The organism is Paracoccus sphaerophysae (assembly GCF_000763805.1).
Classification (GTDB): domain Bacteria; phylum Pseudomonadota; class Alphaproteobacteria; order Rhodobacterales; family Rhodobacteraceae; genus Paracoccus; species Paracoccus sphaerophysae.
Genome location: NZ_JRKS01000021.1, coordinates 1 through 13,450, shown reverse-complemented (window position 1 = coordinate 13,450; position 13,450 = coordinate 1). Strand labels below are relative to the sequence as shown.

Below are 13,450 nucleotides of genomic sequence, written 5' to 3'. Positions count from 1 at the left end.
CGATGGCCGACAAGGTTCTGGTCACCGGCGGCGCCGGCTATATCGGGTCGCATGCCTGCAAGGCGCTGGCCCGGGCGGGGTTCATCCCCGTCACCTACGATAATTTCTGCACCGGCTGGCGCGAGGCGGTCAAGTTCGGCTGCTGCGAGGAAGGCGACCTGCTGGACCGCGCCCAGCTGGACGAGGTGTTCGCCAGGCACAACCCGGTCGCGGTCATGCATTTCGCCGCCCTCAGCCAGGTCGGCGAGGCGATGGCCGCGCCGGGCAAGTACTGGCGCGGCAATGTCTGCGCCTCGCTGAACCTGATCGAGGCAACGGTCGCGGCGGGCGTGCGGGATTTCGTCTTTTCGTCCACCTGCGCGACCTATGGCGACCATGACGGCGTGGTGCTGGACGAGACCACCCCGCAGCTGCCGCTGAACGCGTATGGCGCGTCCAAGCGCGCGATCGAGGACATGCTGCGCGACTTCGGCGCGGCGTCCGGGCTGCGGTCGGTGATCTTCCGCTATTTCAACGTCGCGGGCGCCGATCCCGACAGCGAGGTCGGAGAGTTCCACCAGCCCGAGACCCACCTCATCCCGCTGATCCTTGACGCGATCGACGGCAAGCGCCCGGCGCTGACCATCCACGGCACAGACTATCCGACCCAGGACGGCACCTGCATCCGCGACTATGTGCATGTGATGGACCTGGTCGACGCGCATGTGCTGGGGCTGGGCTGGCTGCGCAAGGGCGAGGCGCTGCCCCGGGGCGGGACCGAGGTCTTCTGCCTCGGCACCGGCAACGGGTTTTCGGTGCGCGAGGTGGTGAACCATTCGCGCCACGTCACCAACCGCCCGGTCCCGATGCAGGACGGCCCGCGCCGCGCCGGCGACGCCGTAAAGCTGGTGTCGGGCAGCGAAAAGGCCGGGCGGGTGCTGGGCTGGCGGCCGGATCGGTCGACCCTGCCGCTGATGATCGCGGATGCGTGGCGGTGGCACCAGACGGGCCATTACTCCGGCTGATGTGACCGGCCCGACCCCCCCCTTGCATCCCGGCCCGAGTGTTCCGCCGGCGACCCGTCTGCGGCTGAGGTGGAAACGCCAGCGCATCCTGTGGCGCGCCGTGCGCAGCCGCCGCGACCTGGCCCGGGTGCAGTTCCGCCTGGACCGGACGGACGCGCGGCGACCGCTGGTCGTCGCGGTGGTCCGCAACGAGGCCGAGCGTCTGCCGCAGTGGCTGGACCATCACCGGCGGATCGGGGCGGGGCATTTCCTGATTGTGGACAATGCCAGCGACGACGGCAGCGCCGCCTATCTGGCCGCGCAGCCGGACGTGTCGATGTGGACCACCACCGCAAGCTATCGCGGGTCGCGCTTTGGCCGGGACTGGACCAACTGGCTGCTGACCCGCTTCGGGTCCGGGCGCTGGTGCCTGACGCTGGATGCCGACGAGCTGTTCGTCTTTCCCCATGACGACCGCGCCCGCCTCGGCGACCTGACCGCCGAACTGGACCGGCGCGGCGTCACCGCGCTGGGGGCGCTGATGGTCGAGCTGTTCCCGAAAGGGCCGCTGCTGCCGGATCCGCCCCCGGACGACGCCGCGGCGCTGGCCCGGCTGGAATGGTTCGACGCCGAGGGCTATCGCTGCCGCGTCCAGCACCCGATGCGCAACCGCTGGGTACAGGGCGGGGTGCGCGACCGCGCCTTCTTCGCCGACCGGCCAGAGCGGGCGCCGACCCTGAACAAGCTGCCGCTGGTGCGCTGGCGGCGGGGGTTCGTCTATGTGAACTCGACCCATTCGATGCTGCCCGCGCGGATGAACGATGCCTGGGACGGCCCCGGCGATCCGCGCCTGTCCGGGGCGCTGCTGCACACCAAGTTCCTGCCCGGCGTGGTGGCGAAATCCCGGCAGGAACAGGCCCGCGGCCAGCATTTCCACGACCCCGGGGCGTTTCATGCCTATTACGAGGCGGTCGCCGCGAATCCCGATCTGTGGGTGCCCGGCGCCCGGCGGCTTCGGGGCTGGGAAAGCCTGGTCGCCGCCGGCCTCATGGCCGATGGCGGCTGGCCCGGGCCGGGCGTGGGAACGGAACGGCGTTAACGACTTGCCCTTATCGACAGGTTCGCTCTGGTTGCAGTTGACTCACGTCCGCTCAACCGGCACAGCCGCGTTGGTTCAAGAGTTGTCTCCAGTTTTCGGGTCCTGCGTTTGCGACGGTTCATCAAGCGCCTCGGAACTCTGATCCGCCTGCGTGCCCGGCGTCAGTACTATATTGCGCGGGCACTGGTGCGGGGGCGCCGGATGACGTCGCTGCGCAACCGCACCGCCCAGATCGCGCCGAACGCGATCCTCGCCCTCGTCACGCTGCGCAACGAACGGGTGCGGCTGCCCTATTTCCTCGACTACTACCGCGGCATCGGCATCGACCATTTCCTGATCGTGGACAACGACAGCAACGACGGCAGCCGCGAATTCCTCGCCGACCAGCCGGACGTGTCGCTGTGGACGACCGGGGAAAGCTACAAGGGGTCGCGCTTCGGGATGGACTGGCTGAACCACCTGCTGCGCCGTTATGGTGCGGGGCACTGGTGCCTGACCGTCGATCCGGACGAGTTCCTCGTCTATCCGCATGTGAACACCCGGCCGCTGCGGGCGCTGACCGACTGGCTGGAATCGTCGGGGCAGCGGTCGTTTTCGGCCATGCTGCTGGACATGTATCCCAAGGGTCCGATCACCGATCAGCCCTATCGCGAGGGCCAGGACCCGTTCGAGATCGCAGCCTGGTTCGACCCCGCCAACTATGCGATCCGCAAGAACCGCAAGTTCCTGAACCTGTGGATCCAGGGCGGCCCCCGCGCGCGCAGCTTCTTTGCCGACCAGCCGCAGTCGGCGCCGGCGCTGAACAAGATCCCGCTGGTCCGCTGGCAGCGGCGCTTTGCCTATGCCAGCTCGACCCACATGCTGCTGCCGCGGTCGCTGAACCTGGTCTATGACCAGGATGGCGGGGAAATGGCCTCGGGCGCGCTGCTGCACGCCAAGTTCCTGTCCACCTTCATCGCCAAGTCGGCCGAAGAGCTGGACCGCCGCCAGCATTACGCCGACAGCCAGGAATACCGCGCCTATCACCAGGGCCTGCAGGACGCGGCGGATTTCTGGTGCCCGCAATCGCGCCGCTATCGCGACTGGCGGCAGCTGGAAGAGGTCGGGCTGATCTCGCGGGGGAACTGGGCATGAACAGCATCCGCCCGCGGCCGATGCCGGTCCTGGTGCCGCCGCACCCCGCGGCGCCGGCGCCCGAGGCGGCGACCGTCCAGCTGGGCGTGGTGATGCTGTGCCACGAGAACCTGCCGCTGGCGGCGCGGATGGCGCGGATCTGGGCCGATGGCGGGGCCTGCGTGGCGCTGCACGTCGACAGCAAGGCCCCGGAACCCGAGGTCGCCCAGCTGCACCGCGCGCTCGAGGGCACGGCCGCGGTCTATGCGCCCAGCCGGTCGTGCAGCTGGGGCACCTTCTCGCTGGTCGCGGCGACGCAGGATGCGGCGCGGGCGCTGCTGACCGCGCATCCCCATCTGACCCACGTGCTGCTGGTGTCGGGGTCCTGCCTGCCGCTGCGCCCGGTGGCCGAGCTGCGGGCCTTTCTCAGCCGCTATCCCGACGCGGATTTCATCGAAAGCGTCAATGTCAGCGACGTGGGCTGGACCGTCGGCGGGCTGAACGAGGAACGCTTCACGCTGCATTTCCCGTTCTCGTTCCGCAAGAACCGCAAGCTGTTCGACCGCTATGTCCAGCTGCAGCGCCGGCTGGGCGTCAAGCGGCGGCTGCCGCAGGGGGTCGCGCCGCATATCGGGTCGCAATGGTGGTGCCTGACCGCCCGCACCCTGCGCGCCGTGCTGGACGACCCCCGGCGGCGCGAGTTCGACCGCTATTTCCGCCGGGTCTGGATCCCCGATGAAAGCTATTTCCAGACGCTCGTGCGCCGCCACTCGGTGCGGATCGAAAGCCGGTCGCTGACGCTGGCCAAGTTCGACAACCAGGGCAAGCCCTACGTCTTCTATGACGACCACCTGGCGCTGCTGGCCAATTCCCACATCTTCGTCGCCCGCAAGATCTGGCCTGGCGCAAAGGCGCTGTACGACGCCTTCCCGATGTCCGCCAGCCCGGCCGAGGTCGCCGAAGAGCCCGACGCCGAACGGCTCGAGGCGCTGCTAGAACGCGCCGCGCAGCGCCGCCGTCTGGGGCGGCCGGGGCTGTACATGCAAAGCCGGTTTCCGCGCAAGGACGCCGAGAACGGCAAGACCGCGCAGCGCTACAGCGTCATCTATGGCTTTGGCGACGCCTTCGAGGGGCTGCGCGAATGGCTGGCCCATGCCACCCGGCGCGAGATCCACGGCCACCTGCTGCACCGCGAGGAAATCGAGTTCGCCTCGGGCGAGATGATCGGGCCGGGGGCGCTGTCCGCCAACCCGGCGCTGCGCGATCTGGACACGCAGGGGTTCCTGGCCTCGCTGATCCGGTCCTCGGACGGGATGCCGGGGTTCCTGTATTCGCCGCGCGACCTGCAGAAGCTCAACTGGTTCATGGCGACCGACCCGAACGCGCAGATCTTCGTGCTGACCGGGGCGTGGATCGCGCCGCTGCTGCAGTCGGACATGCCGTTCGACGACGTGCGCCGGATGGCCGCCAAGCTGCAGCGGGCCGAGATCGCGTTCCTGGACATCCTCGATTCGGTCTGGGTCAAGGCGCGGGTGCGGCGCTGGGCGCTGACCGACGTCCTCGGCGATCCCGAGGAGGCGCTGACCGCGCTGTGCCAGACCCTGCGCCCCGACGCCGGCCCCGCGCTGCCGCCCCTGCCGCCGCTGCGCGACATGCGCGGCGTGGCGGGGCTGCTGCGCCAGCTGCGCAACGCCGGGCTGAAGCCGCGCAAGATGGGCGATCCGCGCCTGCTGCGGGCGCTGACCGGCGGCGTCACGCGGCCGGGGCAAGCCCGCCCGGGCGGGGATCGGGCGGGGCGCGCGGGCAAGACGGCCGCGCCGGGCGGTTGACCTTGGCGCCGTGGCAGTCGACAGGGGGCTGACCAACCCGCGAGAGACAGCCCGATGACCGATTTCAGCAGCTTCGTGATCTTTGCCGGCATGCGGACCGGCTCGAACCTGCTCGAGGCGACGCTGAACGCCAACGGACTGGCCTGCCTGGGCGAGGCGTTCAACCCCTATATCCTCGGCTGGCCGGGCCACGAGGAGATGTACGGCATGACGCTGGCCGACCGCGACGCCGACCCGCTGGCGCTGTGGCAGCGGATCGTGCAGTCGCGCGGCGCCCGCAAGATTCGCGGCTTCCGCTATTTCCACGACCACGACCCGCGGCTGTTCGATCCGCTGATGGACGACCCGACCTGCGCCAAGATCGTGCTGACCCGCAACCCCGCCGACAGCTGGGTGTCGACGCAACTCGCCTATGCGACCGACCAGTGGAAGCTGAACGAGACCGAAACCCCGATCGCCGCCCGCGTCGACTTCGACCCCATCGCGTTCCGCGAGAACCTGGCCGCCAACCAGTCCTTCCTGGAACGCATCCACCACGCGCTGCAGGTCCGCGGGCAGACCGCGTTCTGGCTGAACTACGACGATCTGCGCGACGCCGGCGTGATGACCGGGCTGGTCCACTGGCTGGGCCGCACCGACATCGCCCATGTCGACCCGGCCAGCGACCAGGTCCCGCAGAACCCGCGCGAGATGGCCGACAAGGTCAACAACTTCGAGGCGATGCAGGCCGAGATCGTCGCCACCGACCCGTTCCAGCTGCACCGCATCCCGGGGTTCGAGCCGCATCGCGGCCCGGCCGTGCCGTCCTGGCTGACCTGCGACGCGGGGCAGGGGCTGCTGTTCATGCCGGTCAAGGGCGGGCCGACCGGCCGCGTCACGCGCTGGCTGCGCGACCTGGGCGCGGTGGACAGCGGCCTCACCCAGAACGCGCTGCGCCAGTGGAAGCGCGCCCATCCCGGCCACCGCAGCCTGACCGTCGTGCGCCATCCGCTGCCGCGCGCCTGGGACGCCTTCCGCAGCATGCTGACCGGCGGGAATGCCGACCTGCGCGACACGCTGCGCCGCGTTCACCGCGTGCCCTTGCCCGACGAGGCGCAGCTGGGGGCGCTGGACGACGCGGCCGCGCAGCCGCTGTTCCTCGCGTGGCTCGATTTCCTGCGCCGCAACCTGAACGGCCAGACCGGGATCCCGACCCATCCCGGCTGGGCCACCCAGGCCGAAGTGGTGGCGGGCTTTGCCCGCTTTGCCGCCCCCGACATGGTGGTGCGCGAGGCGCAGATGCCGGACGAGCTGGGCTTTCTGGCCCGCAGCGCCGGCATCGACCGGGACGGGCCGGAACCGGGCGGCCTGCCAGAGGTCCTCGACGACGGCGACCTGCGCCGCGCCGCCAAGGCCGCGTATCTGCGCGACTACGTCGCCTTCGGGTTTTCCGACAGGCCCTGACCCAGCATCGGCGCGGCGCGGTCCAAGATCAGCGCGCTGCGCGAGAACGCGATCGGGGTGCGCAGGCCGGGAATGCCCTCGGGCGCGATCTGCAGGCCGCGGGCGATGACCTGCGGCTCGGCCAGCGCATCGGCGACGCTGTTGATCGGCCCGACCGGCACGCCCTCGCGTTCCAGCGCGGCGATGATGTCGGCGCGGCTGCGGGCCGAGGTCGCCACGGCGATCAGCGGGCACAGCACCGCGCGGTTGGTCACCCGGGCCGGGTTGGTCGCATAGGCGGGGTCCGTGGCCAGCGGCCCCAGCGCCAGCGCCCGGCACAGCCCGGCGAACTGCCGGTCATTGCCGCAGGCGACGATCACGTGCCCGTCCGACGCCGGAAACACCTGATAGGGCACGATGTTCGGATGCGCGTTCCCCAGCCGCGACGGCACCGTGCCGCCGACCAGATAGTTCATCGCCTGGTTGGCCAGCACCGCGACTCCCACGTCCAGCAGCGACAGGTCGACCCGCTGGCCTAGCCCCGAGCGTTCGCGTTCGGCCAGCGCCGCCTGGATGCCGATCACGCCGTAAAGCCCGGTGAAGATGTCTATCCACGCCACGCCGACCTTCTGCGGCTCAGCCCCCGGCTCGCCGGTCAGGTCCATGATCCCGCACATGCCCTGGATCAGGAAATCATAGCCCGGCTGCGTCGCCCGCGGCCCGTCCTGGCCAAAGCCGGTGACCGAGGCATAGATCAGCCGCGGGTTCGCGGCGGCCAGCGTCTCGTAATCCAGCCCGAACTTGCGCAGCCCGCCGACCTTGAAGTTTTCCACCACCACGTCGGCCGTGGCGATCAGCTCTTTCAGCCGCGTCAGGTCGTCCGGATCGCCGAAGTCGCAGGTGATCGAGGTCTTGCCGCGGTTGGCGGCGTGGAAATACGCCGCCACCCGTTCCGTCCCGCCATCCGGCAGCGGGCGGTCCAGGAAGGGCGGCCCCCAGCGGCGGGTGTCGTCGCCCTCGGGTGCCTCGACCTTGATCACCTCGGCGCCCAGATCGGCCAGCGTCTGGCCGATCCACGGGCCGGCGAGGATGCGCGCCAGTTCGACGACGCGCAGCCCCTTCAGCGGCGCCCCCCCGACGCGCCCGTCGCTCACGCGAAGGCCTGCAGCCCGGTGATCGCCCGGCCGAGGATCAGCGCATGGACGTCGTGGGTGCCCTCGTAGGTGTTCACCGTTTCCAGGTTGGCGGCGTGGCGCATGACCTGGAATTCCTCGGAAATGCCGTTGCCGCCATGCATGTCGCGGGCGACGCGGGCGATGTCCAGCGCCTTGCCGCAGTTGTTGCGCTTGACCAGCGAGATCATCTCGGGCGCCGCCTGCGCGGCATCCATCAGCCGCCCGACCTGCAGCGACGCCTGCAGACCCAGCGTGATCTCGGTCATCATGTTGGCCAGCTTGAGCTGATAGATCTGCGTCTGGGCCAGCGGACGGCGGAACTGGTGGCGGTCCAGCCCATACTGCCGCGCGGCGTGGAAACAGAACTCGGCCGCGCCCAGCACGCCCCAGCTGATGCCATAGCGGGCGCGGTTCAGACAGCCGAACGGCCCTTTCAGCCCCTCGACATTCGGCAGCAGCGCGTCCTCTCCGACCTCGACATCCTGCATCACGATCTCGCCGGTGATCGAGGCGCGCAGGGACAGCTTGCCCTCTATCTTGGGCGCCGACAGCCCCTTGGTGCCCTTGTCCAGCACAAAGCCGCGGATCTTGCCGCCATGCGCGTCCGACTTGGCCCAGACCACGAACACGTCGGCGATCGGCGAGTTCGAGATCCACATCTTCGAGCCGTTCAGCACATAGCCGTTCGCGGTCTTTTTCGCGGTGGTCTTCATCCCGCCGGGGTCGGACCCCGCGTCGGGTTCGGTCAGGCCGAAACAGCCGATGAACTCGCCCGAGGCGAGCTTCGGCAGGTATTTCATCCGCTGCTCCTCGGAGCCGTAGGCATAGATCGGATACATGACCAGCGACGATTGCACCGACATCATCGAGCGATAGCCCGAATCGACCCGCTCGACCTCGCGCGCGATCAGCCCGTAGCTGACATACGAGGCGCCCAGCCCGCCGTATTCCTCGGGCACGGTGACGCCCAGCAGGCCCATCTCGCCCATTTCGCGGAAGATCGCGGGGTCGGTCTTTTCCTCGCGATAGGCGGCGATGACGCGGGGGGCCAGCTTTTCCTGCGCATAGGCGCGGGCGCTGTCGCGCATCATCCGTTCGTCCTCGGACAGCTGGTCGTTCAGGCGGAAGGGGTCTTCCCAGTCGAAACGGTTCAGGTCCGGGGCGTCCTTGGGCTTCAGCGCCATCGTGCTACTCCTTTGCGTGGGCAGGTCCGTTGCGCGGGCGGGCCCGCTTGCGACATTTCCGCCTTCTACCGCGGGCCGGCCCGTGCAAAAAGCGACTTCTGATCCCGGGTTGTTGAGTTTTCCGCATGATCCGCAGCCGCCACACCCCCAGCGTCGCCGAGTTGTCGGCGCTGGTCGCCTGCGCCCGTCTGGGCACCGCCGCGCAGGCGGCCGAGGCGCTGGGGCTGACCCCCAGCGCGGTCAGCCGCTCGATCCGCGGGCTCGAGGATCGGCTGGGCGTGGCGCTGTTCGACCGGCGGCGGCAGCGGCTGATCCTGTCGGATGCCGGCCGGGCGCTGGTCCGCGACGCGCAGGCGATCCTGGCGCAGATCGACGCCTCGGCCCGGATGGTGATGGCTTTCGGGGGCAGCGGCGCGGTGCTGCGGCTGGCGGTGCTGCCGACATTTGCGGCGGCGTGGCTGATCCCCCGGCTGGCCCGCTTTGCGGCCGAGGCGCCTGACGTCTCGATCGACCTGACGGCCGAGCTGGGGCCGGTCGATTTCGACGACAGCCCCTTCGACGCGGCGATCCAGCGTGCCGATCTGGCGCGGCCGGGCATGGTAGTGACGCCGTTGGCCGAGGAACGGCTGATCGTCGTCGCGGCCCCGGCGCTGATCGGGACCGGCCGGGTCGATCCGGCGGGACTGTCCGAATTCCCGCTGATCCAGCAATCCACCCGCCCGCAGCTCTGGGCCGACTGGCTGGCCGCCGCCGGCGCGCCGGCCGAGACCGACGGCCGCCGCGGCCCGCGTTTCGCGCAGTTCGGGATGATCCTCGCCGCCGCGCGGGCGGGGATGGGGTTGGCGATCCTGCCCGACATCTTCGTGGCCGACGCGCTGGCCGATGGCAGCCTGCGGCGCATCGGCGACACCGCGATCCCCGGCCCTGCGCCCTATGCGCTGATCCGCCCGGCGCGCGAGCCCGGCCCGGCCATGGCGCGCTTCGAGGCGTGGCTGGGCGGCGCGGAGCCGCATGTGACGATGCCCCGGACGTCCTGATCCGAGGCATGTCGAGCGTTTCGAGGGCCCTGAAAGGGGCCGTGTGGGGCTTGCAGCCCGGCGTCCACCACCACGACGTCCGCCTCGGCCGGCGCCGCAACCGCGGCGGGGGCGGCCGATTCGCCGCGCATTACGCGACAGCCTTCCTGACGGCACAGATTGTCGGCGGTCTCGACCGACATGTTGCCCGGACGGCTGACCGCGCGGCCCCAGGTCACCTGGTCATGGGTGTAAGCTGTCAGGTCACCGGACCGGCTGCGGATTGCACGACGACCGGGGTCGTCTCGTAATCCTTGGGGTTGATGGAACAGCCGGCCACAGCCGCGGCTGCGGCGGTCAATAATACGAACTTCAGCATCGCAAATCGCTTTCTTGCACTGGTTAAAAGTCTGATTTTGACAGGCTAAAGACGCTTCGGTCAAACCCGTCTCGCCAATGATTTTGTCTATATCGGACAATAGGCTAACGCCGGCCATCGGCGGGTTTCGGCCGGCGCATCCAGGCCTCGGACAGGACCCACAGGGCCGCGATCACCCAGATGTCGACGCCCAGCCGGCGGGCCACGCCCGCGCCCGGCGGGTTCACGTCCATCGCGTCGCCCAGCACGGACAGCAGCACGCAGCAGACGAAGGAAAACAGCCCGCCGCGCCCGATCGTCGCCAGCCCGCGGCCCAACGCGCTGGCCGAGAACAGCCCCAGCGGCCGGGCGAAGGGGACCGCGACAAGCCAGCTCGCAGCGACGATGGCGGCATAGCGCATCCCGTCCAGCGGCCATTTGTCGACGACGCCCACGGCATGCCACATGATGTCGGCCAGCCGCTTGCCCTCGGGGCCCAGGCGCCACAGCGTCGCCATCCCCAGGCTGTACAGCGTGACCGCCAGTGCCAGCACCGTCAGCAAACCCCGATGCCGCCGCAGCACCGGCATGAAGCGGTGCCGGAACGCGCCCATCGCCACCCCGGTGAAGAACAGCAGCTGCCAGCCGAACGGGTTGAACAGCAGCCCGCCTTCGACCCGCTGGTTCGGCAGCATCGCGTTCAGCGGCACCGACACCAGCCACAGCGCCACCGATCCCGCGGCAAAGGCCACCGGCCAGCGCAGCAGCAGCGGCACCAGCACCGGCGCCGAGGCCAGCAGGATGACATACAGCGCCAGCACGTCCAGCAGGTTCGGCTGCATCCACATCAGCGCCAGCGTGCCGATATAGGGCAGGGGGTACTTTTCGATCCAGCGGGCGTATTCCGACCAGATCGCGGTGTGGTCCAGCCCCAGCGCGAACAGCCCGCGCGACAGCAGCGCCAGCAGCACCCCGCCGATCACCAGCGCCAGCCAGACCTGCCCGGCCCGCCGCAGGAACCGCCACTGGGCGGCGCGCAGCCCCTCGTGCGCCTCGACCTTGATCCAGACCAACCCGACGAGGAAACCCGACAGCAGCACGAACAGCTCGGCCGCGTCGAAGATGGCAAAGTTGACCAGGGTGAACTGCCGCAGAAAGCCCAGCGGCATGTGGTTCAGCATGATGCTGACCAGCGCGTAGCCGCGCAGCATGTCCAGCGTCGCGTTCCGGCTCATCGCGGCAGCGCGGCCCAGCGTTCCAGCAGCCTGGGGTCGGACAGCAGCGCGGCGCGCTCGGCGCGGTCTAGGAACGACAGCGCCTCGGCTTGCGAGGATGCCGCCGCGATCTTGGCCTCGGCCGCGATGGCAGGCAGGCGCCGCGCGGCCGGGCGCTCGGGCAGCGGGGCCAGCAGCGCCACGTGGCGGGACAGCGCCGCCGGGTCGCGGCCCAGCAGCGTGGCGGCATCCTCGTCCAGCCGCAGCCGGCGGGTCTGGGCCAGCGCCGCCGACAGGACCTCGGGCGGCTGGCGTTCCTCGGGGGTGACCAGCAGCCCGGCCATGCGCGCCCAGCGGCCGAAGACGGGCGAGGCGCTCCACCGCGAGATCGCGGGCGACAGGATCAGCCCGGCGAGGATCGGCGACAGCCAGATCAGCTGACCGGGCGCGAGGAACGCGACCACCAGCAGGATCGCCAGCCCCGACGCGACATGGATCCCGTGCCGCCGCAGCACCAGCCCCCACGGCGGCATCGAGCCCTTGCGGACCTGGCTTTCCCAGCCAGAGTTGCGCCCCTGCAGGATCTCGGCGATCTGGCGGGTCTGGATCAGCATCTGCACCGGGGCGATCAGCGCCGACATCACGATCTCAAACAGCGCCGAGGCGAGGATGCGCGACCGCCCGCCCACATTCTCGGCCAGCGGCCGCCGCCAGGCGCGGCCGACGGCGACGAACTTGGGCACCAGCAGCAGCGCCATCGCGGCGGCGAACAGCCACGTCATGCGGACGGAATCGAAGGTCGGCCAGTCGGGGAACAACTGATAGGTCTGCGGGAAATATTCCGGCCGCGACAGGATCACCTTGGCGGTCAGCGCAAGGCCGACAAGGATCATCGACAGCCAGATCGGGCTCATCAGAAAACCCAGCACGCCGATGGTGAAATGCAACCGGCTGACCCAGCTGAAGCCGCGCGCCCCGATCAGCCGCAGGTGCTGCAGGTTGCCCTGCGCCCAGCGGCGCTCGCGCACGGCCATGTCCAGCAGCGTCGGCGGGCTGCCCTCGTAGCTGGCGCGCAGGTCCCAGTCCAGCCGCACCTTCCAGCCGGCGCGGCGCAGCAGCGCGGCCTCGACGAAGTCATGCGACAGGATGGTGCCGCCGAAGGGGGGCTTGCCCGGCAATTCGGGCAGGCCGCAGCAGGCGGCGAAAGCCGCGACGCGGATCATCGCGTTGTGGCCCCAGAAATTGCCGTCGTCGCCCGACCACGCGGCGACGCCGCGCGCGATGGGGGGGCCATAGACCCGGCCGGCGAACTGGATCACCCGCGAGAACAGCGTCTGCCCGCCGACCAGCATCGGGATCGTCTGGATCAGCGCCAGCGCCGGATCGGCGGCCATCCGCGCGCTCATCTGCCGGATCGCGTCGCCGCTGACCACGCTGTCTGCGTCCAGCACCACCATCTGGTCATAGCGCCCGCCCCAGCGGCGCACGAACTCGGCGATGTTGCCGGCCTTGCGGCCGGTGTTGTCGGTGCGGCGTCGATACCAGACCGGCAGCGGGCAGGTCTCGCGCAGGGCGGCGACGGCCAGCGTCTCGGCGGCGAAATAGTCGGGATCGCGGCTGTCGGACAGGACGAAGATCTCGGCCCGGCGCGCCATCCCGGCCTGGTCCAGCTCATCGGCCAGCGCGGCCAGCAGGCCAAGGCTGTCGGCCGGGTCTTCGTGATAGACCGGCATCACCACCGCGACCCGCGCCGTGCCGGGATCGGCCGGGGTCTGCGGGGCTCGGGCGACCAGACCGGCCAGCATGGAACAGAAGCTGAAGCCGACCCAGCCGAAGGTGAGCGTGAAGAACGGCAGCAGCAGCCACTGCAGCAATTGCGGGCGGTCGCCGAAGACCAGCATCATCTGCCAGAAGCCCACCAGCACGATCAGCGCCGTGCCGCCAAAGGTGATGAGCCGCGCCCAGACGACCTCGCGGGCAGGGGGCTGTGGGGCGGGACCGGGCGGCGGCGTGGCGCGGAAATCCTGCGCCGGCATCGCCAGCGGCGCCTCGGGGGG

Annotated in this window: 10 protein-coding genes; 6 read left to right on the top strand and 4 right to left on the bottom strand. The window is 70.1% G+C overall.

Annotated features, from left to right (window positions below):
• The first annotated feature begins 2 nt into the window (after window positions 1–2).
• From galE to IC63_RS08160, 5 genes are all read left to right on the top strand, one after another.
• Complete coding sequence (galE, locus tag IC63_RS08180; protein WP_036718930.1) at window positions 3–1,004, top strand: UDP-glucose 4-epimerase GalE; 1,002 nt, start codon at window positions 3–5, stop codon at window positions 1,002–1,004.
• 100 nt (window positions 1,005–1,104) lie between these two features.
• Window positions 1,105–2,082, top strand: coding sequence for a glycosyltransferase family 2 protein (locus IC63_RS08175; protein WP_232222552.1), 978 nt, complete (start codon window positions 1,105–1,107; stop codon window positions 2,080–2,082).
• 201 nt (window positions 2,083–2,283) lie between these two features.
• Window positions 2,284–3,216, top strand: a complete 933-nt coding sequence (locus IC63_RS08170) for a glycosyltransferase family 2 protein (RefSeq protein ID WP_084115639.1) — start codon at window positions 2,284–2,286, stop codon at window positions 3,214–3,216.
• Window positions 3,213–5,024, top strand: a complete 1,812-nt coding sequence (locus IC63_RS08165; protein ID WP_232222551.1) for a beta-1,6-N-acetylglucosaminyltransferase — start codon at window positions 3,213–3,215, stop codon at window positions 5,022–5,024. Before IC63_RS08170 ends, IC63_RS08165 begins: the two co-directional genes overlap by 4 nt.
• 54 nt (window positions 5,025–5,078) lie before the next feature.
• The gene (locus IC63_RS08160; RefSeq protein ID WP_036718928.1) at window positions 5,079–6,467 is read left to right on the top strand and encodes a hypothetical protein; all 1,389 of its coding nucleotides are present in this window, start codon (window positions 5,079–5,081) and stop codon (window positions 6,465–6,467) included.
• On the opposite strand, the gene IC63_RS08155 is transcribed toward IC63_RS08160, so the two are convergent.
• Together IC63_RS08155 and IC63_RS08150 are read right to left on the bottom strand one after the other, a co-directional pair.
• On the bottom strand, window positions 6,434–7,600 hold the full coding sequence (locus IC63_RS08155) for a CaiB/BaiF CoA transferase family protein (RefSeq protein ID WP_036718925.1): 1,167 nt from the start codon (window positions 7,598–7,600) through the stop codon (window positions 6,434–6,436). The two genes, IC63_RS08160 and IC63_RS08155, sit on opposite strands and share 34 nt — an antisense overlap.
• Window positions 7,597–8,805 (bottom strand): acyl-CoA dehydrogenase, encoded by a 1,209-nt coding sequence (locus IC63_RS08150; protein ID WP_036718924.1) that lies wholly within the window; start codon window positions 8,803–8,805, stop codon window positions 7,597–7,599. The genes IC63_RS08155 and IC63_RS08150 overlap by 4 nt, the downstream gene beginning before the upstream one ends.
• Before the next feature lie 125 nt (window positions 8,806–8,930).
• Between IC63_RS08150 and IC63_RS08145 the strand changes: the two genes are divergently transcribed.
• Complete coding sequence (locus tag IC63_RS08145; RefSeq protein ID WP_052041999.1) at window positions 8,931–9,842, top strand: LysR family transcriptional regulator; 912 nt, start codon at window positions 8,931–8,933, stop codon at window positions 9,840–9,842.
• A gap of 462 nt (window positions 9,843–10,304) precedes the next feature.
• Here the strand turns inward: IC63_RS08145 and opgC are convergent, their stop codons facing one another.
• Together opgC and mdoH are read right to left on the bottom strand one after the other, a co-directional pair.
• A complete protein-coding gene (gene opgC / locus IC63_RS08135) occupies window positions 10,305–11,414 on the bottom strand; it encodes an OpgC domain-containing protein (RefSeq protein ID WP_036718918.1) in 1,110 nt (369 codons plus the stop codon).
• A partial coding sequence (gene mdoH, locus IC63_RS08130) for a glucans biosynthesis glucosyltransferase MdoH (protein ID WP_036718914.1) occupies window positions 11,411–13,450 on the bottom strand: 2,040 nt, incomplete at its 5' end. The genes mdoH and opgC, both read right to left, overlap by 4 nt.